The sequence below is a fragment of the Ectobacillus sp. OTK genome, from assembly GCF_059698935.1.
The window spans coordinates 4,017,397-4,043,767 of record NZ_AP048547.1; the positions used below are offsets into that span (position 1 = coordinate 4,017,397).

Below are 26,371 nucleotides of genomic sequence, written 5' to 3' on the forward strand. Positions count from 1 at the left end.
GTAGTTTTTCCTCTCTCAACAATTTATTTTAGATTCCATGCTCCAGGGTGAGAATGATCCACAAGTTCCAAATCTGCTGCCTTGGCACTCGACTCTAGTTGTTCTATGTTTCGGTAACCTGGAATTACGCATGTAACAGCAGGATTTTGAAGGCACCAGGCTAGCGCCCACTGCGCCATATTCACTCCTTCAGGCAGCTCCTTACGTTGAATTTCCTCAACCAGCTTCAACTGTTCCTGATTTTTAACACTGCGCCAATCGTTTTTTCCAAATACGGTACCTGGATTATATTTGCCGCTCAAAAATCCGTTAGCTAAAGGTTCACGGGCCAATACACCCAAATCCTGTCTCTGGCAAGAAGGAAAAACCTGGTCTTCAGGCTTGCGATCCAATCGGTTGTATACAACCTGAATCACCTCCGCATGTATCTTTGCAGCGGCATCCGTTTGGTGTACATTATCATTGCTGCCAATAGAAATACCAAGATGACGTATCTTTCCGGCCTGTACCTGCTTGTCCAGGACTGTCCACAAATCATCATTATCAAAAACTTCATCGCTTCCAGAATGAAATTGATAGAGATCAATATAATCAGTACGAAGTGCTTTTAACGAATCATCCAGCTGCTTTAAAACTTCTTCAGCTGACCAATGATCAGTACGGTTTAGGTGACCATGGAAGTGATGGCCAAATTTTGTTGCCACAATCCAATCTTCTCGATGATCCTGTTGGAGATACTTGCCGATTAAAGCTTCAGATAGATGATCACCGTAACATTCTGCCGTATCAATTAGATTCATTCCTAATCCTTTTGCTCTATCTAACATTTGGTTTACTTCTTGCTGAGAAAAGTCTTTTCCCCATTCTCCGCCGAATTGCCAAGTTCCTACCCCAATTACTGAAACTTCAAGTTCCGTTTTCCCAAGCCGACGATATTTCATACGGTCTGTTCCCTCCCAAAATATGTTTAAAAGTTACGCTCCACTATTGTGGATTGGCTGTCCAAATCCCAGCACTTTTTACAAATACACGCGACGGCAATTTTAAAGTAGCTAGTGCTTAAGATCATGGGACAGTGACTCCAAGTCTGCGGCAGTTCTCGCAATTACTCCTACATGTACCCCTTCTCTCGCTAAAGCAACGGCAAGTGCTCTACCTATTCCCTTTCCTGCTCCGTAATGATTGCTTTTTTACCTTTAAGACTCATATAACCATCCCCCTATTATCGCTCTCATATTTATTCTTCCACTCGGTTAATGGTTTACTGTATTGGAACCTTAGAATTGCGGGATCGATCCCGCAATTCTTAAAAAAAATAATCTGATTGACTCATGTTGATTCTCGAATACACAGATTTGCTTCTAAAACGATTCTCTTGTCTTCCAATACAGCCCCCTCTAAACATGACATTAAGAGTTCCATGGATTTTACCCCAATTTGAAAAATTGGTTGATCAATCGTTGTTAAGCCTGGTTGAACTACCCTAGACACTTGCACATTGTCAAATCCAACTACTGCTACGTCTTGCGGAACCCGTAATCCTTGTTCTTGCACAGCTTGAATGACACCAACGGCCATATCATCATTCGCAGCAAAAATGGCACTTGGCTTCTCCTCTAATGCAAGAAGCTGCTTAGCACATGCAAATCCACCTTCAATGGTAAAATCACTATACATGATTAAATCATGAGGAATAGATATTCCATACTTTTCCAGCGTTTGCATATACCCTTTTTGCCGATCACGACAAAGAATAATATGTTCCGGCCCATTGATAAAGCCTATTCTCTTGTGGCCTTTCATAATTAAATGTTCAGTTACACGCTCCGCTGCTCTGATATTGTCAATCACAACAGCAGGAAGAGAATCATCCTCTACATATTCACTAGCTAGTACAATTGGACCGTACTGAAGATAAGCTTTCGCCTCTTCTAGAGGGTTGCGCAAGGCAGTTAGAATCACACCATCTACTTGTTTTCTCTCCAGCATTTGGAGATACTCCATCTGTCGAATGGGATCTTCACCCGTATTACAAAGGATAACATGATATCCTTTTCTAACAGCCACCTCTTCCATCCCCTGAACTAGACTTCCAAAAAACGGATTAGAAATACAGGGAATTAAAACGGCAATTAAGTTAGTTTCTTTTCTCCGCAAATTACGTGCAACCTGGCTCGGCTGGTAGTTCAATTCTTTCATCGCTGCTAAAACTTTTTGTTTTGTTTCTGGGTCCACTCGGCCACTATTGGTAAGAACTCGTGAGACTGTAGATCTTGATACCCCTGCTTTTTCTGCTACATCTAAAATAGTTGGCATTCAATCACCCTAATTTTTTCTCCTTGCGAGATCGATCCCACAAAGTATCTTTAGTTTACTCCAACATTCCATAAAATACAAGTTTATATTTATAACGAAACCTCTCCAATAGAACAGAAATACTGTAATTTGCATTAAGAAAAAACGAGCGGACAAAAACAAGCTAGCATCCTTATAACAAAAGAATGCCAGCTTGTTCGACCTTTATTCACTTTTTTAGAACTTTATTCCTCAGCCGCCTTCTTCCACGACTCTCTCAGCCATCTCACAATCTTCGCATCGTTATTTTTATTTCTCCGCTTCGTAGCGTTGTTCACAAACCGCTTGAGCGTATTATAGCCAATATCAATTTCCTCGGACGCCTTTAACAAGCTAATTTTGCGGCGTTCCATTTCCTGTACTACCATATTAGGCTCTAGCGTCTCCTCCGTAATGGCAGGCTGCTTTCGCATCGGCTTCTCTGAAGAGCCGGCTGATTCCCCAAGCTGCACAGCTGGATTTGCCAGCATATTTGTGTAATAGGGCTCTCTGTCTGCCTGCGGGGCGCTGTACGCAGCTAATACATGCTCCTGCTTGCTTAGGACACTATCTAATGTCCTCTCGAAGCTGCTGCTGTCAAATTGATGCTGCTCCTTTAAAATAGATAGCTTCGCCTTATTTTTCCGCACGATTTCCTCTGTCGGAATGACAATGATTTTTTGGGAAAAGAAGTACTGCTTCCAGCCCTTCGTCCCGATTTTATCGTAATCAATCTCTTCCACAAAATTCCACTCTTTAATAATGCTATGCTCCTGCAGATTGTACAGCACCTTCGTAAAGCGATCGACGAGCTCTGTTCCCCTGTGGCGGCTGTTTTCCATCTCCATTTCACGCACTAGGGTGCCGACTAAAAAGGGCTGTCTCATATTTCGCTTTGATAGTCGAATAAACCATTGGATTGCTAAGTAGCGTGTTAACCGCTTTTCAAACTTCTCGCGGATCGGATGAAATTCCAATGCGCTTAAATCAATAAAACCTAAGCGCTTATTTTGCTCTAAAAAGGATGTGAGCAGCGGAGTCGGCTTAATTTGGCATGCCTGAATGCCGACAAAACGGTCCTTCGTATCATATGCGGCCCGGATCTTCCCGATTTCCACCAGCTTCTCCAAGTCACGCAATTTCAACGTTTGCATGCCTTCTCCTTCCTCATCCTCAATTTCGATAATCTCCCCTTCATTGAGCGAAATCCAAATATTTGCGATTGCCTTCACACGGGACATAATTTGAAAACGATCCCGCTCTTTGATTTTGAGCTTATCCGTATTTTGGTCCACAATGTTCGTTCTAAGCTTCAATACATCCTGTGAATGTAAAAAGAGGAAGCCGTCCGTATCACGCGGTGCAAATAAAAAGAGAAAACAGAGAATATCAAATACATCAGCTGTCATCTCATCCATGGACGAGAATGCGGAACGAAGCTGATTCCACTGCAATTGCTCCTCCTCTGTCCATCCCATGTTTGTAAGATCATCCTGCTCCTTAATTCTGGCTAGCAGCTGCAACGCGCCGCCGGCATCCTCTACACGTGCTTCATAGACGCCCTCCTCCCCTTCATGAGGAGAAAACCTTTGCGGATTCGTCAGGATATTCCGCATAAGATGATACTTATAATCCATGCTTGTAATAATGCCCCTCTGTTCCTTTGCCTGATGAATCATCATATCATTCATGCTTCGCTCAGCACTATTGCGATTAAATTCCTCAACAATGTATTCATGGAGAATTGTCGCAAGCTGCTCATTATACGAATAAAAAATCTGATAAATATTATGCTTTGTTAGCTTTTGATTCTGCTCTCGCAGGGATCCCGTGATGAGATCATATAAAATTTGAAAGCTGCGTGATACATTCGGATGCTTTGCCCCGCCCACAATATCATGTACATATCGCTCCCACGCTTTTATGACATCAGGCTGGTTACGAAATAACAGAACCGCCTCTTGTAAAATTACTAAATGACAAAGCTCCTGATTTAAAGGAACATGGTCAGGAATGTGTATCGTTTGCTGCATCTATTTCACCTCGTTTTGCCGGTTATGCCCCATCTGAATTCATTTCCCCAGGATTTACTGGCGTTTTTGCGCGAAGAAAAATTCTCCATTTTGGGACTTACCGTTCAGCTCATTTGCCATTTTATCTGCTTTATCATCATACCTTACGTCGTGCTATTTTTGCCACTATCATTTCATAGGAAGATTGCCATTTCAAAACTTACCGTACAGAAAGTTTGCCATTTAGACCGATTTTTTCATTTTCCCCTTATTTATATGCTAGAGCTGTTACTGAATCATGCACACTCTCAAGGAAACGGCAAAGCATTATGTACCCTAAAACAATATGCCATTTTACTGTTCATCAAACTTACTGTGCACTTTATGTCTCATGCGCGACACGTTCAATCCCTTATGGGAGTAAGGCGGCACACTTTTTGAATCGCTATATGCAAAACGCAGTTGTTTGCCATTTGGCCGCCCAGCGAACTTACTGTGCAATGTGCAATCTGCCACTTTGCTTTTTATTGAAACCTACTGTGCAGGATGAATCTCATGTCCCTTCATAGAAACCCTTGATAATACTGCATTTATAAGCTCATTCAATACACAGAAGCAACAATCATTCATTTGCCACTTTGCCGTTTTCCCGAACTTACCCGTGCACCAAAGAATTCCCTGAAATTTTTTCAGCCTTACAGCCGCAACGTTTTGACTTCGCTCCTGCCATTTGCCACTTTCCCTTAGAGAAGGTCATTTTAAAAATATCCGTATAGTATAATGCTTTTTGTTGTAAATGCTCGAAATTTAGGAAAGGAGGGTATGAGATGAGCCGTAAACGTGTAAAGCAAAAAAAGCAGCAAGCCATTAAAATTGACGGCTTCCGCTTTCCGCATCAGCTGTTAGAAGATCTGCGCCAATTTCAGGAGCAGCAGCATATTCAAGTGCCGGCAAGTTCCTACGCAGTATTACTAACTGTGCTGCAGCAAATTCATGTAGAACGCAATAGCCAAGGAAAAGTGCTTGAATATAATTTGGCACACTGGGCAAGAACGCTGCACATGGCATATTCTACAATGCATGCCGGCCGAGAATTCTTAATTCGTCACGGCTTTTTATATGAAGAAATCTTACCAAGCGGTATGCCGGCATTTGTACTGCGGAACTACAAGGAATATACAACGCCTGAGCTGGCACAGGGACATGAGCTTAACTATTTTATGGTTCCTCATACCCTTTTTCAAACAAATATCATCGCAGAGCTTGTTCGTACGGCGAATCCGGAAGCATTTGAGCTCTTGTTCTCCTTGCTCAACCAATTCCGTCACGGCATTGCAAAGCTGCGCAGCACAGGAGAGCTATCGTTTGTTGAGCAAACTCGTAATATGAGCACATTGAAGGAGAAGCTTGGCAAACGGGCAAAGGCTGTTCGAGAAATGCTCACGCTGCTTGAAGCAATTTTTGAAATCGAGCTTGTCGGAGTGCAAGTGCGCGGCAAGCAGCTATGGGTACGTCAAGTAAAGTTCCGCCTAAAGGCTGAATGCGTGAAGGAAAATACAGACGAATTTGAAGTACAGCCTCTTTTAGCTGCTTTTCAGGAAAATTTATTATATATATTAGATGGCCTAAAGCTCCGTTACAAAGCACGCGACCTATTTGATGTGATGATTTCGTTTAAACAAGAGGTCGTGAATGTGGTGAAATACATAATAAATGAAGAAGAGAATCAGGCGTATTCATATCGAGATAGCTGGTTAGAGACGTTCTTCTACTCCTGCCTATCCAGGTTTGAACAGCATATCAAGGAGCAAAAGGGTACATTTACGTTCCGAACCTCCATTGGCGCCTATTTCCGTACGATTTTCCGCCGGGAGCTGCCGCATGCCGTTCAGCAGATTCCTTATCCATTGGTGCATAATGCCAAGATGAGGGAGTATACATCTAAAAAACATATCCCAAAGCTTCATCTTCTTACAATGTAAGCCCTGTCGAAAAAATGACTGCGACGAGGGCTATTTGTCGTACATAAGATTTATATACAGCAAAGCAATCTGTGCAAAGCACGATCCCAGTCAGTATATATAACCTATAAATCGAAGAGGTTCCTCCAATCTAACACGGGGGAACCTCTTTTTTTTTACAGTATGGTATCAAATAGCTGCTTCTATTTTCATCATCTATCAAATCATTGCCTCTATTCCTATGATTTCATCATATCATTGCTTCTATGCTGTGGATATTTGATTTATTTGCATGTGAATATGTGAGTTATTGAATAGAAAGCCTCTTATAATACTATAAAACCCCGCAAAGCATAAGGCTTTGTCCTCCATTCCTAAAATGTGCTTATATATTTGATTCTTTTATTTTGATTTTATATCTTATGTATTTGAAGAAATACTAATATTGTTTTCTTTACTAACAAATGAATCTAAGGAAATCCAGATTCTTATTTCCATTTTTGAACATATTGTTACAAAAAATAGAAAATTATTTGAATAAAATCTGAAAATTTCGTTTATAATTTAAGAAAGTATAAATTTCCAGCTAGAAGCTCATTTGACGAAGCAAGGAATTTTAGGAATAAAGTATAAGAGTAACTATACCTTTGTCTTCGCCTAACGGCTTGCCAATCAACAAGCTTTCTTTATAATGGGCTATAATACTTGAAAAATGAGTGTTACTTTGTTCAAAGATTTATATGAAGCTGAAAAAGGGGATGAGAACATGATAATGATTAGCTTAGTTGTAATCGGTATGGCCTGTGGTATCATTCCAATGATTGCGGGAGTTTTACAGGAAAAGCTAGAAACAGGTATGCTTGGACTTTTCTTTTCTATTGTAAGCGCTGTCATATATGGGTGGTACTTAGCCATTCCTGTTGCTGCCATCTTCACCTTCTTACTCGTCAAGCCAAAACGCGGTGTTCCAGCAGAAATCATTCCATTTCCTATACGGGAGCAAGGCTCTAAAGCATAGTAAGCAAGCGTCGCTATGACGCTTGCTTATTTTCATGACTCGTACTTTTCCAAAAATTGAAATAGCTCCTGCAAATGGAGAGATTGCTTTCGATAACTAACAGACACGCATACCTGCCCATTCACATGTCCCTATATATAACTCAATATCATTCCGATCAAATTTCAGTGCCGCATAATATTCCAGCTGCTTCAGCATATCTTGGGTTGCCCGAATAATATAACGCCCTGCCATGCCCGTATTCGAACTCTGGACGAAATTTATATGAGTGCCAAAACGCTTCCTGCTGTTTTGGATTCAATTCCTTTGTATTTGCGCTTTGCACTGCATCAATGATTTCATCAAACCGTTCTAAGCCCATACGCTTTCCCCTTTATATATCGTTTATACAGTGCCTGCGTGCCGCTGTTCTCTTCTCCATGCTCCGCAAGCTCCTCGTACATCCGCTTCGCAAGATCCAGACCCGGCATCTCCATATTCATCGCTTCAGCCTCAGCTAGCGCAATGCCCATATCCTTAATAAAATGCTTAATATAAAAGCCCGGTTCAAAATTGCCTTGTATCATACGCGGCGCTAGATTGCTTAATGACCAGCTGCCAGCTGCCCCCGTTGAAATACTCTCAAGCACTCGCTCTGGATCAAGGCCGGCTTGCTTTGCATAAGCAATTGCTTCGCACACGCCAATCATATTAGACGCAATGGCGATTTGATTGCACATTTTCGTATGCTGTCCGCTGCCGGCTCCGCCCTGCAAAATAATATTTGTCCCTAATAGCTTCAGCACTGGCAAGCAAGCTTCATACACATCCTGTTCACCGCCCACCATAATGGCAAGACGCGCTTCCCTTGCACCGACATCTCCGCCGGAAACAGGCGCATCAAGCGCATACATACCGCGCGCTTTCGCTTCATGATAGATTCGCCCTGCAAGAGTCGGCGTAGAGGTTGTAAAGTCAATAAAAATGGTCCCTGGTTTTGCACTCTGGAGCATTCCTTCTTCCCCAAAGTATGTACTTTCCACGTCATGCGGATACCCGACCATCGTCATGACAATATCTGCTTTCCTTGCAACAGCAGCTGGAGATTCCTCCCACACTGCCCCCTCTTGCACAAGCTCATCTGTCTTCGCCTTTGTTCGATTATAGATAGATACAGGGTAACCAGCCTTTAGCAAATGACGCACCATGCTTTTTCCCATCACACCCGTACCGATAAATCCAATCACTGTTTCTGATGTAATTTGCTTCATCCCATTCATCCCCTCTTACAAGCGGCCTATTCTATTAGAAGGCATTAAGCCATTATATCCGCTTTTCTTATGTATACGCATTTACAAGTATACCATTTTTTTCCGTTATTCTCATTACACAAATTGGGAAAATCGCAACTCATAAGCTGCGATTTTCCTCTTACACCTTGTCTTTTCCCTCTCTGTATAAACATACCTGATTTTTTCCCTTTCGCTTCGCTTCAGACATCGCTTCATTAGCACGCTGAACGAACTCCTCGCGGCTCAGGCCGGCTGAAAATTCCGCCACTCCAAAGCTTGCCGTTAGCTTCGAAATGCCCGTAAATTTTTTGGTTTCAATGAAAAATCGGATAGACTCGGCAATGACAAACGCCTGCTTGCCTGTTGTATTTGGCAGGAGAATAATAAACTCCTCTTCTCCCCAGCGTGCAAACACATCATTCGTCCTCATATGTTTAGAAACGAGATCTGCTATTTGTGCCAGCACTAAGTCTCCATGGTCGTGTCCATATGTGTCGTTCACCTTTTTAAAATCATCCAAGTCAAATAAAATAATAGAAATGGGCCTTCTACGTCTTTTTGCCAGGTCCCATTGCTCCTGCAAAAGGGCTTGAAATTTGAAGCGATTATAAATATTCGTCAAAGAATCAATCGTCGCTAGACGCTCGTTCTCCTTATACTCCTTCTCAATATCTGTAATATCTGTTCCAATTACAAGAAATCGTGACATATCATCAGGGATAGCGATAGACCGTACAAGAAACACAGACTCTTCTCCCGTACTGCTCATCATTTTGACCTTCTTGCTTCCCGCGAGGCAATCATCGATCCAGGCAAGTTTATTAAATGGAACATAATAGCCTTTCTCTTCTAAAAAGGCATCAGCAAAGGTAATATACTCTTCTTGATACGATGGCAGATCCTCATAGCCAAAAAAATGAAGAAAGGTTGTGTTACAGTCGGTAACCTCATCATCCTCCACAATAAACAGCAAATCGCTCTGAAATTCCATCAGTGTACGCAGCATACATTTCTGCAGTTCAATTTCTTTTTCAAGCGATATTCTATATAAGCTTTCATGAAGAGTTTCTAGCACAGCCTGCGGGGTAATGGGCGGCATGACAAAATGCTTCACGCCTAAAGAGAGGAGCTTCATAATTGAGTCGGAATCAACATTCTCACATATAACCATAACCTGCGTTTGGTCATACTCCATTCTTTCTACAAATGAGCACGCATCGTCTCCAGAGACATGTAAAATCACAACATGTGGCTGTACACGCTGAAAGATGCGCCAACCGTCCTCAATCCCGTTTGCCGGAAATAAGCATTTCGGCTGCCAGTTCTCTGTCACTTCCTGTATCTGACAGCCTTCTTCTACATACAACACATTAACTTCCAGATCCTTCAACAAATCTTGAAAAATCGTGTTTGTTAACAGAAAATGCAATAATCTAATCACACGCTCGTCACTCACTTCGTTTTTAAGAAAAGCGGATACGGCCTGTTTTTGCTTCCGCAGTAAAACTGTCTTCGCCGCGAAGGCCATATGTTTTTTGGCAGATAGGACTATTTTACTGTGGGAGCGGACCGTGGAAGCTAAAAAAGCTCCCAAAAATCTATCCTTACTTTGGACAAAAACTATGGAAGTTCCATCTTTTTATTGTATGAACATGAAATACAGACTGTCTGTGTGAATGTCCTTTTTCTAAAAAAATCTTATATTTGGGTATACTATACGCAGAATATGCAAAATACTTGACTCCTAACAAGCGGGTATTATATTCTAATATAGCTAATACTTACAAATAGTTAGTTAAGGACTTTTTGGAGTTAAAACAATTTCAGTAAAGGATTGGCATGGAGGATATATCAATGGCAGATTTTTTCACAGTACTTAATGAGCGTACATCTACACGAGCATACAACCCAGAAAAAGAGATCACAAAAGAAGAGTTAACAGAACTGCTAAGCGCAGCTGGCAAAGCGCCATCTGCTTGGAACCTGCAGCACTGGAAATTTCTTGTGTTCCATGGAAAAGATGTACAGCAGCGCTTGCTTTCCATCGCGTATGGACAACAGCAGGTCGTAGATGCTTCAGCGGTAATCGCCGTATTGGGCGACTTAGAAGCAGATCAAAATGTAGAGGATGTATTTGGGCCTCTTGTAAAGGAAGGGTATATGACGCAAGAGGCATTTGACCGTTTGGCTCAAAACGTCGCAAGCGCTCATAACAATACGCAATACGCACGCGATGCTGCTATTTGTAACGCATCTCTTGCAGCGATGCAGTTTATGCTTGCAGCAAAAGCAAAAGGCTGGGACACATGTCCGATTGGCGGCTATAATGCGAAGGCACTTGTTGAAGAATTCCAAGTTTCTGCGCGCTATCTGCCGATTATGCTGATTACTTTAGGAGAAGCAACTGTAAAAGGGCACCCTTCCTCCCGCATGGATATTTCCCGTATTGCGGAATGGATGGAATAAGAAAAGCTTACACGGTTTGCCTTGCTCCCAAAGGAGATGGTTTTCCGCATCCTGAGGCGCTTTTGGCCTCAGCGGGCGGAGGGCCTTGCCCCCACAGGGAGCAAACCGTGGGAGCTAGATCCCCTGCCTCAAAATGCTTTCTTAATCTTTAAAGAAAACTCGCCGTTAGGCGAAGACAGAGGCATAGTTGCACTTATACTTTCTTAAAGTGGAACAAAGGACGAGGATTCATTTTCATCCATCTTCCTTTTGTATACCAAGAGGTAAATAATACGATACATTATTCGTAATCTTCCCGCCAGCGCGGCAGCCGATGCTGCTCGCACGTCCGTTTAACAAAAAACTCCCGTACATAACATGAGCATCCTGCTTCCATCCGTTCACATCTATTTGCAGCATTGGCAAATCAACATACTGCTGATACACAAAGCCGTATGCTTCATATGATTTCTGGCTCTCTTCCATTGTCTTGCTTCCTGTACCGTCATACAGCTCTACCGTATCACCTTCACGACCGAATACAGGCTTCTTGACATACGGCATGCGCTGCATTAAAAATATGTCTTCTTCTAAATAGGTCGGTAAAAAATAATTAGCAATCCATTCATGTTCCTCGTCTGTAAAAAATGCATTTCGCTCCTCATGAAGCCCCCAAATAACAGCCTGAACGGCTTTATTTTGCAGCAGAAAGGCTGATGGAGGATTAATAATCTTCAGCTTCCCATCGCATACTAAAGATAAAAGCATTTGGCCAATCGGGGCTCCTGCTTCATCATGATCGAGCAGCAGACTTTCGATTGGAAACGTTTGTCGATACAGTACATCTATTTTTTTTCCTTCCTCGTCATACAGCCCCTCATTAGGAATAATTTGCAGCTTATCGAGCGGCACAAACCGCGACGTTTTTCCGTACAGCTGCTGCAAATACAGAACCGTTAAGCGATCCTCCTCATTATCTTCATGAGCGGTAAATACAATGTGCGCATCACCTTCTTCTGCCGCTGCAGCAATTGCCCCTTGTACTGCGCTCTGCAGCTCATACTCTTCTCCTTCATTTACATTTGCAAATCCAAAGTGGGCGCATACCTGTTCATTTATAGAAAACAGCTCCTTAATAAAGGTCGGTGTATCAGCATTCAATTCCATCACCTTAAAGATTCCGTTGCTTTCTACAAAATCTAAACGGGCAATGACGCTTTCCGAAAGCGGAGAGGTTAGGCGCAGAAATGGGATAGCTTCCTTCGGATAATACATAGCGATCAGCGTTTCTTCATCAAGACGGCGAAGGAGCGAAGCCATTTTAAAAAAAATATGACCAGCACGTGCGGATGCCTCTCGCAATTGAGAGGTTTTTTCTCTCGAAATAAGAGAAATATCATATAGAGCATATGGCATACCGTACAAGTCCGGCCAGAAGTCGGAAATCGCGGCATAAAAGGAACTTCGTTTCATCATGAGCCGCTCACCGCCGAACCGGACCCGAAGCCTTTTTTAAATTCCGGACTTTGTTTATACTGCTGATAGGGAGCGTAAGAATGCAGCGCATGACGTGAATTGAACCACGTCCCGCCGTAGAAATAATGACCATAGTAGCGAGAGTCTCGGTCGTCACATTCCCATACTCCGTCATCATAATCAAATTCATACTCCCCGCAATTTAAGTCATTGGGCTTAGGGGGAAGTGTCTCATCATTGCCGCAGCCAGCTGTTCCAAGGACTGCAAGCACGCCAATCATCATATTTGTTGTTTTATTCATAGATAGCCCCCTCTTTCTTATGTAGTTTCCCCTATGTTTCATGATATGATGAAAAAGAAAAAGATGAAAGGAGAAAATTTCCATGCATCTTACCTATTATCTACAGCAGGATGACCAGAGCTATCAAGCATTCTATACATATAAGGAAGGGTCTATTGATGCAAATGAAATTTATGCAAGACAGCTATGCGAATATTTTATTGTGAACGGTTCGCAGTATCGTCTGCTTTCGAATGAAATGGACGGAGACGAAGAGATGCTGATCGTCGAGCATCTAGGACCTGCGGCTGCGCTGCCAGGAGAAACATTTTACAAAAATGAAGGCATTTGTCTTGAATTTCGTGAATATGTCTCCTCTTCTCATATGCCCCTTTTGTATACATTACATATCAATCCGTACGGACGGGGACATTGGGAAGTGATTCGGTATTTATTGAAGGATTATATCGACGTCCCAACAATCGGTATTTGCAAACGCGATTCGGCAGAACTGGATGAAGATCGCCGCTGCTACGTCCTATACGTAACAAGAACGCTCTAGCGGACATGTTTCTTTTAACTATGGTATAATAGTAGAAAAAGAACATAAACGGGGGACGATGAATTTGAAATTGCATGGAAGCTTTATGGCGGTTCTTTGCTATTTTGTAACCGTTTTGCTTCTTTATTTAATTGGCGATGTTTTTAATATTCCATGGCTGCAGTTCGCAAAAGGAAGTCTTGCCGGAACGCCGATACATTCACTTTTGCCTCTTGCCTTTGCTATTCCTGTGTATATCATTATCCGTTTTAAAACAAGACGGATATAAATTGGAAAATAGAAAACAAGCAGCGCACCTCCAAAAAACAAGCTGAATATGCTATGAATAAGGAGGTGCCGCCATGTGGGCATTTGAATTTCCAAGGCGATACGAGACTGAGGATAGCTTTGTTCGTTCAGGAAACCCGGAAGCTGATATTTTGCAGGATATTTCTCCAGGACAGCGGGTCGCGGTTTGGTTTCATGAATCCGGCTTCATTAAGGGACATTTTGAAGGCTTTCAAAGGAGCTATGCCTTATTTTTAGTGAAAGACAATGTAATGCGTATTCGCATCAGTGCGATTCAGGCTGTTGCTATTTTGTAAACATGTAAGAATTATAACTGGGCACGGGGATATCCTGTGCTCTATTTATTTTAGCGGCAATCCTTTCATATTCTCTATCTAGTGATACTAGCTTCTCAGTATGACGACCTCGGTATTCCTTATTATCATAAAAAATAATAGGCTCTTTTCTAAACGGGTGTTGCTGTAGGAATCAAAGAACGTGTTTCGGATACCAGCAAGAGGCTATTCGCCTCTTGCTCCCGATCTCTCATTTCTGGCCTCCCATCTCCTCTCACAGTGCGGTATACCGTACTGTGGGAAGAGATGCAAAAGCAACAATATCTGCGAAAGCAGCCAAATAATAAAAAGAGCTAACATATAGGGGCTGTTGACAAATCCCTGTTCATAACAACAAAGAAGGCAAACCCCTACAATATGTAGCGTTTGCCTTCTTTTTTATTTACTATCTTCTGTGTTTTGAAGTAGAGCCATTTAGTTTGTCAACAGCCCTATATAGCCGGCTCTTTTTATTCGTAATTAATCTTCGTCACAATCGTCATCGTCGTGGTGACGACCACCAGATATGAACGGTGCAATTGCATTAATTTTTCTTGGTAATAAACGAGTTAAGCCTGGGAAGCCATTAAAGTTATCTAACAAAACAAAACCATTTTGGAAGCCTTGGAAAATTCCAGTTGCTGGAGGCTGGCAATCGTACTGTACTCTTACTCTTGTACCAGGGCTTAATTGGCGGATAAATGGAGTTAAGTCATTCGCCCCTGCTACGTAGTTATTGTTACCGTTATAGTTACTCATCCTATTCACCTCCCATATAATCATGTTCATAAACGAAATCAGCCGCATTGGAAAAGGAGATTATTGCTGAGGAATTAGTAATCGTAATCGTCATCGTCATGGTGATGGCGACGACCTCCAGCGAAAGGAGAAATCGCATTGATTCTACTTGGCAATAGACGAGTCAAGCCTGGAAAGCCGTTAAAATTATCTAACAAAACAAAGCCGTTTTGGAAGCCTTGGAAAGTTCCAGTTGCTGGAGGCTGGCAATCGTATTGCACTGTTACTCTTGTACCGGGGCTTAATTGTTTAATAAACGGAGTAAGATCGTTTACACCTGCTACATTGGTGTAATTGTTATGCTGGTTATGATTGTGTTTTTTACAGCTGCCGCATCCCCAGAAGCCGCCATTGTCATAAGCACCTGCCACGTTGCCATTGTATCCATGGTTACCGTTATAACTCATCCTATTTCACCTCCTTTATATCATTGATACATGATATGCAAGGAAATAGGACGAGGTGTACAGGCTTTTGTGGAATTTCAATTCATTCATAATTGCAGTTATGCACCTTTTCTTCGCGATGTCGTTGTAAATGTAGGGGTATAGTCTTATTCTGCTTCTCTTCTCTAACAGACAAGACGGAAGATGAGGATGAAAGAGAAGAAAGGAAAATAGATACGTCCTTTCCTCTCCTATTCATGAACTATGATAGACACGCACTTTTTCAAGGCGGCAGTATATCATGTATTTTAAATTTTTACCTGCAGCACAAAATGATTGGAGCTCTAAACACTACCTTTTTAATATCCTAAGAATCTGACTGCACTTTGTACACATAACTAAAATAGGACCTGGCTGTTGTTGTATCATTCGCACTTGCTGGTGTTCGCATTTTTCCATCGTTACGTTATTCCTCCTTGCGCTATACATCCAAATGGAATCTACGGTCTGCAAGATTTATATAAAGCTAGCTGCTGTCTTCTTGTGTATTTCCTCTATCTTCCATTTGCTAAGCTCCATCGGTGAAATAAAATCCTTTGCATACGGCTTTAAACGAATTTGGAAATGGAAATCTTCATTTTTTAGCTGATACGGTTCCAATACATCCGGACCACAGCTGGCAGAACCGAGGCCATGCTGCTTATAATCTAGATTCCATATAATGTAATCCTCTTTTTTTAAATCATATGTGTGGCGGGCCTGTTCCAAGTTTTCTGTTGTATAATAGTGCGCACTAAAGTCAAGCTTTGGTTTTCCAACTGCTAGCAATCCAACACCGCGCTCATTTGTGAGCGACACCCATCTTACATCGTGACGATTGCCGTTTTCCTGCGGAAACACATAAGGGGTATACAAGTCTTCCACCTTTTTAGACCAAATTCCAACGCGATTGGCTAACTTGCTGTCGGCATACGCTTCTCCCGGTCCGCGGCCGTACCAGAGAGCACAATCTAAGTTTTTCGGAATCTTCATTTGCAGACCGATGCGCGGCAATGTTTCCGGTGCATCTCCCTTAGGGCTTCCCTTCACATCCAGTATAAGCTCTCCGCTTCCGTAAATCGTGTACGTATAGGTAGTTACCATTCCCCAGCCAAGTACAGGCGGTGCAATGCGAATATTAGCTACAATCTCTATCTTTTTATTGTCTGTGGACACTGTATAGCTTACAGAATCTACGCGATGCTGCAGCCTATGCAGACCATATTGCTTCCAATCCTCCACAGAGGACCGCTTCTTCCAATTGTCATTCGCAAGAAGATCATTATCAGTCGGAGCGCGCCATAGATGTACCTTAGGCCCTTCTTCTAATAGCTTCATTCCCTCATATGTCCATGATTTAATTGCTGCATATACCTTATGAAAGGTAAGCTCAAAATCCTGTCCTTGAATAATAAGATGCTGATCGGTGTCAGTGACATGTAAAGGACACATCACGGCAAATGAATCTTCTGCAGCAATTGCAGGGTGAACCGGCAATTCAAATTGAGCCCATGCTACCTCATGTCCGGCTTGTGCCCATAATGTATCGGCGGCTAAAGTAAAGTTCAGATTTAACCAATAATCTGTTCCAGGCTTTATCATAGCAGGCAGGATATGCGGAACAGAAATTGCCCGGCTATCACCTGCTGCGATATTTTGCAGTGATAGAATTCCTTGGTCGACTACTATTCCATCAGCTGCAATAGACCATGATAGATTGAGATGATCTAAGGAAATAAAGTCATAGCGGTTTGTGATCTGCACCTCCCCTTTTTCTAAGTCCACAGCCTCTACCATTACAGGCTCAATGACTTTTTTGTATTCTAGTAAAGCTGGTGATGGTGTGCGGTCCGGCATGACTAAACCATCGATGACAAAGTTAGAATCATGCGGCTGTTCACCGAAATCGCCGCCATATGCAAAATATTCCTCTCCGTCTTCTGTATATTGACGAATGCCGTGATCTAGCCATTCCCATACAAATCCGCTATATTGTAAACGCAAAACTATTTTACTATATGGCACAATTTTAACTTTTCTGCACTTTTCATAATCATTTTTCTAAATTTTTATACAGAAAACTCGCCGATTGGCGAAGGCAGAAACGTAGTTGCACTTACACCTTATTTCTAAAATTTCCGACTGCTTCGAATTCATTTCTAGCTAGAAATTTATACCTTCTTACAGTGTCAATATAAAAACGACCTTGCCCAAAGACAAGGTCGTTTCCTATATTAAATGCTCTTTACAAGCTCAACTACTTCTTCAGCAGTTGCCATGTTTAATGCTTTTTGTGCAAGTTCTTCCATTTGAGGTTTGGAAAGCTTGCGAATTTGTGTTCTTGCTGGAAGAATAGACGTTGCACTCATACTGAACTCGTCTAGTCCTAAGCCGATAAGAAGCGGAATTGCAAGCGCGTCGCCCGCCATTTCACCGCACATACCAGCCCATTTTCCTTCTTTATGCGCTGCATCGATAACCATTTTTACAAGACGCAAAATAGACGGATTGTACGGTTGGTACAAGTACGCTACGCGCTCGTTCATACGGTCTGCTGCCATTGTGTATTGGATTAAGTCGTTTGTTCCGATTGAGAAGAAGTCAACTTCCTTCGCGAATACATCAGCAAGCACTGCAGATGCAGGGATTTCTACCATCATACCGACTTCAATGCTGTCAGATACTTGGACACCGCTTTGTACAAGCTTGTCCTTCTCTTCAAGAAGCACAGCCTTTGCTTGACGGAACTCATCCACAGTTGCGATCATTGGGAACATGATTTTTAGGTTGCCGTATACACTTGCGCGAAGCAATGCGCGAAGCTGTGTACGGAACACGTCTTGCTCATCTAAGCAAAGACGGATTGCACGATAGCCAAGGAACGGATTCATTTCCTTAGGGAGATGTAAGTATGGAAGCTCTTTGTCACCGCCGATATCTAATGTACGAACAACGACAGGTTTGCCTTCCATGCTTTCAAGAACTGTTTTGTATGCATCAAACTGCTCTTCTTCTGTTGGAAGATTGTCGCGGCCCATGTATAGGAATTCTGTACGGTATAAGCCAACACCTTCACCACCGTTATCCAGTACACCTTTTACATCCTTTGGTGTTCCGATATTGGCAACGAGCTCGACTTGATGTCCGTCAGCGGTTACTGTATGTTCATTTTTTAATTTAGCCCATTCTGCTTTTTGTGCTTCATAATTCGCTTTTTTCTCCTCATAAGCGCGAAGCTCTTCAGCAGATGGATTTACAATTACATTTCCGTCTAAGCCGTCTACGATAACAAGATCGCCGTTTTGGATTTGTTCCATAACAACCTTTGTACCAACAACAGCTGGAATTTCCATAGAACGTGCCATAATCGCAGAGTGAGACGTACGTCCTCCGATATCAGTTGTAAAGCCTTTTGCATATGTGCGGTTAAGCTGTGCTGTATCAGAAGGCGTTAAATCCTCAGCGATAATGATAACTTCTTCGGAAATTGTACTTGGATTTGAGAAGTTGATTCCTAGCAGGTGTGCCAGCACGCGCTTCGTTACGTCACGAATATCAGCAGCACGCTCTTTCATATACTCATTGTCCATGCCCTCGAACAAGCCGATGAACATGTTGGCAACCTCATTCATCGCAAACTCAGCATTTACAGCTTCGCTATTGATGCGGTCTTTTACCGGGTTAACAAGCTCTGGATCATTAAGTACAAGAAGGTGCGCCTCAAAGATTGCAGCCTTATCTGCACCAAGCTCCGTCAATGCACGGTCTTTGATTGCGGTAAGTTCGCTCTTTGATGTTTCAAGTGCTGCTTCTAAGCGTGCTACTTCAGCTGCTGCATCAGCAACAGATTTTTTTTCGATTGTGAAATCAGGATTTTCCAAACGAAATGCCTTTGCAATTGCGATTCCATTGGATGCGGCAATCCCTTGAATATGAAGCGTCATTATTCCCCAAGACCTTCATTTTTCATTGTATCTTCAATAGCTGCTAAGGCTTGAGCCGCATCTTCACCGTTGGCAGTAATTGTGATTGTGCTTCCTTGTTGAATCCCTAAAGACATTACACCCATAATAGACTTTAGGTTTACAGTTTTTCCGGAATATGCTAATTGGATATCAGCATTGAATTTGCTTGCAGTGTTTACAAGAAGCGTCGCAGGGCGAGCATGAATACCAGCATCGCTAGTCACTTTAAACGTTTTTTCCATAGTGATTGTCCCCTTTTTCTGTGTAGTTGTAATCAAAAAATCATAGTAAGCGGTGCACTCGCATCGCTTACTATGAATCATAAGCTATTGTAATGAATTTACTTAATTGTTACAACGTCTTTTTCACCTTTTGTTACGTTGCCTTGCTTTTTAATGACAATTTCTTGTCCTTCTTGCAGGTTTGTGAATACGACAGGCGTCATGATAGACGGCGCATTTGCTTTCACAAAATCTAAGTCTACCTTCAACAATGGTTGTCCTTGTGTTACTTTATCGCCTTGGCTCACAAGAAGTTCAAAGCCTTGACCGTTTAATTTTACTGTATCAATACCGAAGTGGATTAAAATTTCTTTTCCGCCTTCAGATAAAATACCGATTGCATGCTTTGTTGGGAATGCATTAATGATCTCACCGTTTACTGGAGATACAACTGTACCTTCCGCCGGCTCAACCGCAAAGCCGTCACCCATCATTTTACCTGCGAATACTTGGTCTGGAACTTCTGTAATTGGCACAATCTTTCCTTCGATTGGCGCCGCGATTACTTCTGCACCAGCTGTTGCTGCTTGCTCTGCTTTCGCTGGTTGTACTTCCTTCACGATTTGCGGTGTACGACCCTTCATGATGTCATGAATTTGAGACTTTAACGTATCAGATTTTGGTCCGAAAATAGCTTGAATGTTGTTTCCTACTTCTAATACGCCTGCTGCACCAAGTGCTTTTAAGCGTGCTTTATCTACATTCTTTTGATCTGCAACTTGTACGCGTAAACGAGTGATACAAGCATCTAAGGAAGCGATGTTTTCTTTACCGCCAAGCGCTGCCAGGATTTCATGCGGAAGCTCGCCTGCTTCAACCGCTGGAGCGTCATCACTTTCTTCTACTACTTCACGGCCTGGTGTTTTCAAATCCCATTTGCGGATTGCAAAGCGGAAGCCGAAGTAGTAAATAACTGCGAATACTAGACCAACTGGAATTACTAACCACCATGCTGTACGGTTTGGAAGAACCCCGAACAATAGGTAGTCGATTAAACCGCCGGAGAATGTCATACCAATTTTTACATTTAAAATCTCCATAATCATGAAAGAGAGACCAGCAAACACAGCGTGAACTGCGAATAATACAGGAGCCAAGAACAAGAATGAGAATTCGATTGGCTCAGTGATACCTGTTAAGAACGATGTTAATGCGGCAGAACCTAAGATACCTGCTGCCATTGTTTTATTTTCAGGACGTGCTTCATGATACATTGCTAATGCAGCTGCTGGAAGACCGAACATCATGAATGGATATTTACCTGTCATGAACGTACCAGCTGTTAATTCTGCACCATCTTTTAATTGAGCAAAGAAGATCTTTTGGTCCCCGCGAACAATTTCGCCCGCCGCATTTGTGTATTGACCAAATTCATACCAAATTGGTGTGTAGAACACGTGGTGCAATCCGAATGGAATTAAAGAACGTTCTACTAATCCGAAAACAAATGCCGCTACCGTTCTGTTTGCATCGATTACGTTATGGGAGAACGCGTTTAGCGCGTGCTGTACTGGAGGCCAGATAAAGAACAGCACTAAGCCTAAAAGTAATGAAAATGCCGCAGTCGCAATTGGAACGAAACGCTTACCTGCGAAGAATCCTAAATAAGAAGCTAGTTCAATGTTAAAGTATTTGTTATAGCAATATGCTGCCAAAATACCGACAAGGATACCGCCGAATACGCCTGTTTGCAGCGTTGGAATACCAAGAACGTTTGCAAATGAAGGGTCAGTGCCAATTTTGTCAGCTGTTACACCTGCAATTACGCTAAGTGTTTTATTCATAATCAGGTAGCCTACGATAGCTGCTAAGCCGGCAACGCCTTCACCGCCTGCTAGTCCTACCGCTACCCCTACCGCGAATAAAAGAGGCAGATTATCAAAGACAACGCCGCCTGATTGCTCCATAACTTTTGCAATCATAACGAACCAGTCAGTCGTTAATGCGGGAATACGAGTTGTAAGTGCCGGGTTTTGAAATGCATTACCAAGAGCAAGTAAAATACCTGCAGCAGGCAAAATCGCAACAGGGAGCATAAGCGCCTTACCGACTTTTTGAAGAACACCAAATAATTTTTTAAACATTTGGACTCTTCCTCCTTTTAAAAATTTTTTTATTTGTTCATGTCCGACAAACACAAAAAGGCATGAGGAAAAAGGCGGAAAATAACTGTTCAAGGGTAGTATACCCCTATGAGCAGCTATCATTCCAAGCCCTTCTTCACTCATGCCTGATCGAATCAGTAACACGTGTCGAATGAGATAAATAATAGCATAATTCAACTGTTACAAGTCGCAAACGGTTTCTTTCAAAACCATGCGGTATTTGTCGAAACATAGTACTTATGAGAAGAATTATACACAGGACATGTAAGCGATTCAATACTTTTTACTTTTATTTTTTATATTTTTTTTAGCAACAGACATTAGTTCGTCGTTTTTCCTTGCGCGAGACGCTGCAGGTGCATCGTGAGGTAAACCGTTTCTGCTTCATATACCGGGAGCTGCAATTGCTTTTGCATCACCTTCACCAGCTTCCATGCTAAATCATAAGCCTCTGGATACTCCTCCTTCAAAATTTCTGCAAACCGTTTTGGCTCCTCTACTTGCTCTCCGTTCTTTACACGCTCAATTGTATAATGCAAATGTCGAATCAGGCGAAGATAATGAACGCTGTCGCGGTCGAGTACGATCTGCAGATGCTCTTCAGTCAGAGAAATGAGGTGCGAGATTAAACGGGAGTTTTGATTGACGGATGATACTTCCGAGTTTGTCACCGAGCTGTAAATATGCAGCGCAATAAACCCGATTTCTCCTTCTGGAAGAGAAATATTTAATCTTTCGTTCAGCAATTTGATAACGCCTTTGGCGATTTCATATTCCCGAGGATACAGAGCTTTCGTCTCTAGCAAAAATGGGTTGTCCATCGCAAATCCTTGCTTTAAGCGCTTAATTGCAAATGCAATATGATCGGTAAGTGCGATATGAATATGCTCATTTAACGGCTCACTGACCCGTTCCTGAATGTAAAGCATAATATCGTTCATAAGCTCAATCAATCGTTCACTTACATGCGGAACAAGTGTTTTATATTGCTCGCGTTCCCGCTCATTTGTCAAAATAAACATTTTCTCTATTGTCTCTGCAGATAGCTGATCTCCCATCTTCTTTCCGAATCCGATTCCTTTGCCGATCACGACAACCTCTTCATGCTCCGGATGGGAGGCGATGATGACGTTATTGTTAAGCACTTTTTGTACCTCAAGCCCTTCTCTCATATATCCTCCACCTTTATTCGAAAAAACAGTCTGTCTTCATGTTACAAAACCAGTGCGTTGTCGTCAATGCAAAACAACTGACAATGCACACAGATCCTTCATTTTAGACATCCGCTGTCCCTATAGCTATAATGGAACAGAATGGTTATAACTATGTTTCCAGCATAGCATTTCATCAAACGAAAAGGAGCGGTTATTTATGATTAAAATGTTTGTGAGCGATATCGATGGCACAATGATGCAGCATGGGGGAATCATTGATAAAGAGGATGTGAAGGCGCTTCGTACGATAGCTGAAGAGGGCGTCATTCTTTGCTTCGCATCAGGCCGGTTAGACAACGAAATTGCCGCGTTGATGAAGGATATCGGTACAAACTTTCACCGTATTAGCGTAAACGGCGTGTTTGTCTACACGCATGACAACGAACAGTTGTTGGACGCCTCCTTCGAACCGGATATTTTGCCTGAGCTGCTTACAATATCAAGCGATGAAAAGTTTATCCGCTATATAAGCGATGAGCACGATTATTATATTGAGAAAAAAACCCCTTTCATTATAGAGTTAGAAGAAAAAGCGAAGCTAAATTCTGTTGAGGAACCAGAGCTGCTGCACAAGGTTGGAAAAACAATATTTCCCCACAAAATTACGATCGGCGGCAAAGAGGAGGATTTACTGGAGCTGCAGCAGAAAATTGAAGATCGCTTTGCAGGAAAAGTGAGTACCTTTATCTCAGCGAAGGAATGTCTTGACGTTATGCCAGCTGGCGTAAGCAAGGGAGCGGCCGTTTCCGTACTGCTTGAGCAGCACGGCGTACAAGCTGATCAAATGGCGTGCATCGGCGATTCCTATAATGATATTCCTATGTTTCAGCTCACGCCGCACAGCTTTGCGATGAAGGATGCAGACGAAGAGGTGAAACGACATGCTGGACATGTAGTCTCCTCCGTAAAGGAAGCTGCAGAATACGTTCGCATGTATAATCGACAAACAGTGTAAGAACAGCGGGAAGATGGGAGCAGGCCGCGGGAGCTGGACAATGTCTCAAGAAGCTATACGTTCCTATCCTGTCAAATACCATTTCTATTTAAAGCAGTATCTGGCGGAGAAGGAGCTTCTAGAAAGTTAAAAATCTTTTCTTACTGCATGATTCATGATTAACTATGCAAAAAACACACTGCTGTATTAGCACGATAAGCAGTGTGTTTTTGCTGCATATGCTGGCTTCATAAGCCAAGCCTATATAAGATAAGCTTATCTTATCGCAACAGCGGCAGCGGTGTGCCTCCTTGTATCTTCAAACTGTTTCCGTCCGTCTCCATTTCTACATCACCATTGGCGGTCGTATATACTTGAATGCCAAACTTCCGAATCCGCTTCATTACGCTCCGATGCGGATGACCGTACGGATTTCCTTTTTCATAAGAAATGACGGCAAACTGCGGATAAACATGCTCTAAAAGCGTCCGTCCTGTTGACGTATACGAGCCATGATGCCCAATTTTCAGCACATCCGCATGAACATTATATGTTTGAATAATCTCCTTCTCCGTTCTAACATCCGCATCTGCCATAAGCAAAAAATCCGCTTTTTTATATCTAATTTTCAGCACAACGGAGGACTCATTATTTTGCAGCTTTCCTTTTCCATTATTCAGTATTTGGATGGATACATCTGGATCTATTTGCAAAAATTTTCCTTTTTCTGCAGGGATAAAGGGAATGCGGCGTTTTTTCACACTGCGTACGTACATATGATAGGTGAGTGTACCATATGGTTTACCGCTATCTAGCACCATAGCTACCGGTACCTGCTGAATAATAGGGATTAACCCGCCAATATGATCCATGTCTGGATGCGTGCTCACAACCAAATCAAGACGCTTAATCCCCTTTTCAATAAGCTTATTCATAATCACTTCCCCAGCCTCATGCGGTCCTCCATCAATAAGAACCGTCTTTTTATTTGGCAGAATAAGCAGCGTTGCATCACCTTGTCCAACCTGTAAAAATGTAAGCTTTAGCTTGTTAGACTGCTCCTGCTCGGAAAAGAGCTGACTCGTCTGTATAGAGAAATCATATGTAGCATACGAAACACCGGACAACTGGAGGCAAAAAAGAAGGGACAAGCAGAAACAGACAATCCGTATACACTTCATAGATGGCCTCCTTTTTCTGCTTAGTATAAGACGTTTGCCTAATTTTCATGTATACAAGGAAAGCGGATACGGCCCGGTTTCCTCGCAGCGAGCAGGCCGCGGGAGCTAGACATAAAAAAAAGCCCGACAGGTGTCAGGCATCTTGCTCTACAGGAAGCTCACGGAGGGAATCAAAAAATAAATCCGCCTCATTCACATCCTGTACCTCCTCTGGCAGCGGAGGAAGCTCTTTCAATGTTTTCAGTCCGAACGTATCTAAAAATTCCTTTGTTGTACCATATAAAATCGGACGCCCCGTTCCTTCGGCTCTTCCAACCTCTTTAATTAACAATCGGGATATGAGTGTTTGCAGCGGTTTTTCCGTCTTCACGCCGCGAATTTCTTCAATTTCTGTCCTTGTAATGGGCTGGCGGTACGCAATAATAGCAAGCGTTTCAAGTGCCGCCTGCGATAAGGAAGCAGATGTGGGTGTCTCAACAAGCTTCTTATAGTAGGAGGCATGCTCCTTTTTTGTCGTCAGACGATATGCATGCGCATATTGAACAATTTGCAAGCCGCTGCTTGGTCCTTGGTAGTCCTCCTGCAGCTCTTGCAATAGTACTTGCACCTCTCCCTTATCTATCTCTAGTACACTTGCAATCTGTTCAAGATAAATTCCTTCATCCCCGGAGACGAAAAGAAGCCCCTCGATGATTGCTTTCTGTTCTGCGCGCTTCACTATACTCCCCTCCTCTATGCTTGAAACACATAAATCTCATCGAAATTGCGCTCCTGCTCAATAGTGATCAGCTTTTTCTTCATCAGTTCTAAAACAGCTAAAAAGGTAACGACAATCGCTTCCCTGTCATCTTGCACAAACAAATCAAAAAAACGCTGCCGGCCTCCGCTTAATCTCACCCGCTTCATCACCTCATCCATCTGCGCTTCAATGGAAATTTCCTGACGCGCAATCGTCGTCGTGACGGGCCGTTGGAGCGTTTTACGCCGCATCAGTTTCTGAAAGGCAGCAAGCATGTCATAGAGCGTAACATCAATCGGCAGGCGTTCATCGCTATCATGCCTTTGAAACGGACTCAAATCGACTGGAGGACGTGTAAACAGCTGGGCGCGCTCTCCCTCCCGTTCCTTTAATTCCGTTGCCGCCTCTTTATATTTCTTATATTCTATTAAACGCTCCATTAGCTCCTGACGCGGATCTTCCGTAAGCTCTTCTCCAGCCTCGGACCATTCCTCCTCATGCTTAGGAAGGAGCATTTTGCTTTTCATAGCCAGCAGCGTCGCCGCCATGACTAAAAACTCGCTTGCCACATCAAGCTGAAGCTCCTGCATCGCATGTATGTACGACACATATTGCTCAGTAATGGTCGCAACAGGGATATCGTATATATCGATTTCGTAACGATTGATTAAATGCAAAAGCAAATCTAAAGGACCTTCAAAGGCGTCAATTTTAACATTGTATTGCACAATACATCCCACCAATTTCTTAATACCGCTAGGGCTTCT

At 42.6% G+C, this 26,371-nt stretch carries 24 protein-coding genes and 2 pseudogenes; 7 read left to right on the plus strand and 19 right to left on the minus strand.

Annotation, left to right across the window (positions count from 1 at the left end; translation table 11 throughout):
- Positions 1–23 precede the first annotated feature (23 nt).
- From AC6HZ4_RS19860 to AC6HZ4_RS19875, 4 genes and pseudogenes are all read right to left on the minus strand, one after another.
- The gene (locus AC6HZ4_RS19860; protein WP_497491427.1) at positions 24–941 is read right to left on the minus strand and encodes an aldo/keto reductase; all 918 of its coding nucleotides are present in this window, start codon (positions 939–941) and stop codon (positions 24–26) included.
- A 129-nt stretch (positions 942–1,070) separates the two neighbouring features.
- Positions 1,071–1,207 (minus strand): annotated as a pseudogene (locus tag AC6HZ4_RS19865) (SDR family NAD(P)-dependent oxidoreductase); the annotation flags it as partial.
- A gap of 122 nt (positions 1,208–1,329) precedes the next feature.
- The gene (locus tag AC6HZ4_RS19870) at positions 1,330–2,316 is read right to left on the minus strand and encodes a LacI family DNA-binding transcriptional regulator (RefSeq protein ID WP_497491429.1); all 987 of its coding nucleotides are present in this window, start codon (positions 2,314–2,316) and stop codon (positions 1,330–1,332) included.
- A 224-nt stretch (positions 2,317–2,540) separates the two neighbouring features.
- Complete coding sequence (locus AC6HZ4_RS19875; protein WP_497491430.1) at positions 2,541–4,367, minus strand: hypothetical protein; 1,827 nt, start codon at positions 4,365–4,367, stop codon at positions 2,541–2,543.
- Positions 4,368–5,173: 806 nt separating this feature from the next.
- Here AC6HZ4_RS19875 and AC6HZ4_RS19880 point away from each other — a divergent pair.
- Together AC6HZ4_RS19880 and AC6HZ4_RS19885 are read left to right on the plus strand one after the other, a co-directional pair.
- Entirely contained in the window at positions 5,174–6,328 is a 1,155-nt protein-coding gene (locus AC6HZ4_RS19880) for a hypothetical protein (protein ID WP_497491431.1), read from the plus strand.
- A 745-nt stretch (positions 6,329–7,073) separates the two neighbouring features.
- Positions 7,074–7,325 (plus strand): hypothetical protein, encoded by a 252-nt coding sequence (locus AC6HZ4_RS19885; protein ID WP_497491432.1) that lies wholly within the window; start codon positions 7,074–7,076, stop codon positions 7,323–7,325.
- 32 nt (positions 7,326–7,357) lie between these two features.
- Here the strand turns inward: AC6HZ4_RS19885 and AC6HZ4_RS19890 are convergent.
- From AC6HZ4_RS19890 to AC6HZ4_RS19900, 3 genes and pseudogenes are all read right to left on the minus strand, one after another.
- Positions 7,358–7,686 (minus strand): annotated as a pseudogene (locus tag AC6HZ4_RS19890) (DUF3909 family protein).
- Positions 7,667–8,575, minus strand: a complete 909-nt coding sequence (locus tag AC6HZ4_RS19895) for an NAD(P)-dependent oxidoreductase (RefSeq protein WP_497491433.1) — start codon at positions 8,573–8,575, stop codon at positions 7,667–7,669. Before AC6HZ4_RS19895 ends, AC6HZ4_RS19890 begins: the two are co-directional and overlap by 20 nt.
- A 160-nt stretch (positions 8,576–8,735) precedes the next feature.
- On the minus strand, positions 8,736–10,034 hold the full coding sequence (locus AC6HZ4_RS19900) for a diguanylate cyclase (protein ID WP_497495785.1): 1,299 nt from the start codon (positions 10,032–10,034) through the stop codon (positions 8,736–8,738).
- Positions 10,035–10,444: 410 nt separating this feature from the next.
- Between AC6HZ4_RS19900 and AC6HZ4_RS19905 the strand changes: the two genes are divergently transcribed.
- Positions 10,445–11,062, plus strand: a complete 618-nt coding sequence (locus tag AC6HZ4_RS19905) for a nitroreductase family protein (protein ID WP_497495786.1) — start codon at positions 10,445–10,447, stop codon at positions 11,060–11,062.
- 234 nt (positions 11,063–11,296) lie between these two features.
- Here AC6HZ4_RS19905 and AC6HZ4_RS19910 read toward each other — a convergent pair whose 3' ends face one another.
- Both AC6HZ4_RS19910 and AC6HZ4_RS19915 read right to left on the minus strand, forming a co-directional pair.
- Positions 11,297–12,517 carry a glutathionylspermidine synthase family protein gene (locus AC6HZ4_RS19910; RefSeq protein ID WP_497491434.1) on the minus strand — a complete coding sequence of 407 codons (1,221 nt, stop codon included), beginning with the start codon at positions 12,515–12,517 and terminating at the stop codon, positions 11,297–11,299.
- A complete protein-coding gene (locus AC6HZ4_RS19915) occupies positions 12,514–12,819 on the minus strand; it encodes an aminotransferase yhxA (protein WP_497491436.1) in 306 nt (101 codons plus the stop codon). Before AC6HZ4_RS19915 ends, AC6HZ4_RS19910 begins: the two co-directional genes overlap by 4 nt.
- A gap of 82 nt (positions 12,820–12,901) precedes the next feature.
- Between AC6HZ4_RS19915 and AC6HZ4_RS19920 the strand changes: the two genes are divergently transcribed.
- The 3 genes from AC6HZ4_RS19920 (at position 12,902) to AC6HZ4_RS19930 (ending at position 13,944) form a co-directional block, all read left to right on the plus strand.
- Positions 12,902–13,360, plus strand: a complete 459-nt coding sequence (locus AC6HZ4_RS19920; RefSeq protein WP_497491437.1) for an RNA helicase — start codon at positions 12,902–12,904, stop codon at positions 13,358–13,360.
- 64 nt (positions 13,361–13,424) lie between these two features.
- Positions 13,425–13,628 (plus strand): hypothetical protein, encoded by a 204-nt coding sequence (locus tag AC6HZ4_RS19925; protein ID WP_497491438.1) that lies wholly within the window; start codon positions 13,425–13,427, stop codon positions 13,626–13,628.
- Positions 13,629–13,701: 73 nt separating this feature from the next.
- Positions 13,702–13,944 carry a hypothetical protein gene (locus tag AC6HZ4_RS19930; protein ID WP_497491439.1) on the plus strand — a complete coding sequence of 81 codons (243 nt, stop codon included), beginning with the start codon at positions 13,702–13,704 and terminating at the stop codon, positions 13,942–13,944.
- A gap of 498 nt (positions 13,945–14,442) precedes the next feature.
- Here the strand turns inward: AC6HZ4_RS19930 and AC6HZ4_RS19935 are convergent, their stop codons facing one another.
- From AC6HZ4_RS19935 to glcT, 7 genes are all read right to left on the minus strand, one after another.
- Complete coding sequence (locus AC6HZ4_RS19935; protein ID WP_497491440.1) at positions 14,443–14,721, minus strand: hypothetical protein; 279 nt, start codon at positions 14,719–14,721, stop codon at positions 14,443–14,445.
- 74 nt (positions 14,722–14,795) lie between these two features.
- Positions 14,796–15,167, minus strand: a complete 372-nt coding sequence (locus AC6HZ4_RS19940) for a hypothetical protein (protein ID WP_497491441.1) — start codon at positions 15,165–15,167, stop codon at positions 14,796–14,798.
- 495 nt (positions 15,168–15,662) lie between these two features.
- Positions 15,663–17,210 carry a beta-galactosidase small subunit-related protein gene (locus tag AC6HZ4_RS19945; protein ID WP_497491442.1) on the minus strand — a complete coding sequence of 516 codons (1,548 nt, stop codon included), beginning with the start codon at positions 17,208–17,210 and terminating at the stop codon, positions 15,663–15,665.
- Positions 17,211–17,419: 209 nt separating this feature from the next.
- Complete coding sequence (gene ptsP / locus AC6HZ4_RS19950; RefSeq protein WP_497491443.1) at positions 17,420–19,129, minus strand: phosphoenolpyruvate--protein phosphotransferase; 1,710 nt, start codon at positions 19,127–19,129, stop codon at positions 17,420–17,422.
- Positions 19,129–19,392, minus strand: a complete 264-nt coding sequence (locus AC6HZ4_RS19955; RefSeq protein WP_497491444.1) for a phosphocarrier protein HPr — start codon at positions 19,390–19,392, stop codon at positions 19,129–19,131. The genes ptsP and AC6HZ4_RS19955 overlap by 1 nt, the downstream gene beginning before the upstream one ends.
- 98 nt (positions 19,393–19,490) lie before the next feature.
- Entirely contained in the window at positions 19,491–21,515 is a 2,025-nt protein-coding gene (ptsG, locus tag AC6HZ4_RS19960) for a glucose-specific PTS transporter subunit IIBC (RefSeq protein ID WP_497491445.1), read from the minus strand.
- 341 nt (positions 21,516–21,856) lie between these two features.
- Positions 21,857–22,708, minus strand: a complete 852-nt coding sequence (gene glcT, locus AC6HZ4_RS19965; protein ID WP_497491446.1) for a glucose PTS transporter transcription antiterminator GlcT — start codon at positions 22,706–22,708, stop codon at positions 21,857–21,859.
- A gap of 199 nt (positions 22,709–22,907) precedes the next feature.
- Between glcT and AC6HZ4_RS19970 the strand changes: the two genes are divergently transcribed.
- On the plus strand, positions 22,908–23,705 hold the full coding sequence (locus AC6HZ4_RS19970; RefSeq protein WP_497491448.1) for a Cof-type HAD-IIB family hydrolase: 798 nt from the start codon (positions 22,908–22,910) through the stop codon (positions 23,703–23,705).
- A gap of 260 nt (positions 23,706–23,965) precedes the next feature.
- Here AC6HZ4_RS19970 and AC6HZ4_RS19975 read toward each other — a convergent pair whose 3' ends face one another.
- The 3 genes from AC6HZ4_RS19975 to AC6HZ4_RS19985 form a co-directional block, all read right to left on the minus strand.
- Positions 23,966–24,865: a ComEC/Rec2 family competence protein gene (locus tag AC6HZ4_RS19975; RefSeq protein ID WP_497491449.1), complete on the minus strand. Its 900-nt coding sequence runs from the start codon at positions 24,863–24,865 to the stop codon at positions 23,966–23,968.
- Between the two features lie 133 nt (positions 24,866–24,998).
- Positions 24,999–25,583: an SMC-Scp complex subunit ScpB gene (gene scpB / locus AC6HZ4_RS19980; RefSeq protein ID WP_497491450.1), complete on the minus strand. Its 585-nt coding sequence runs from the start codon at positions 25,581–25,583 to the stop codon at positions 24,999–25,001.
- 14 nt (positions 25,584–25,597) lie between these two features.
- Complete coding sequence (locus AC6HZ4_RS19985; RefSeq protein WP_497491452.1) at positions 25,598–26,332, minus strand: segregation/condensation protein A; 735 nt, start codon at positions 26,330–26,332, stop codon at positions 25,598–25,600.
- Positions 26,333–26,371: the final 39 nt, after the last annotated feature.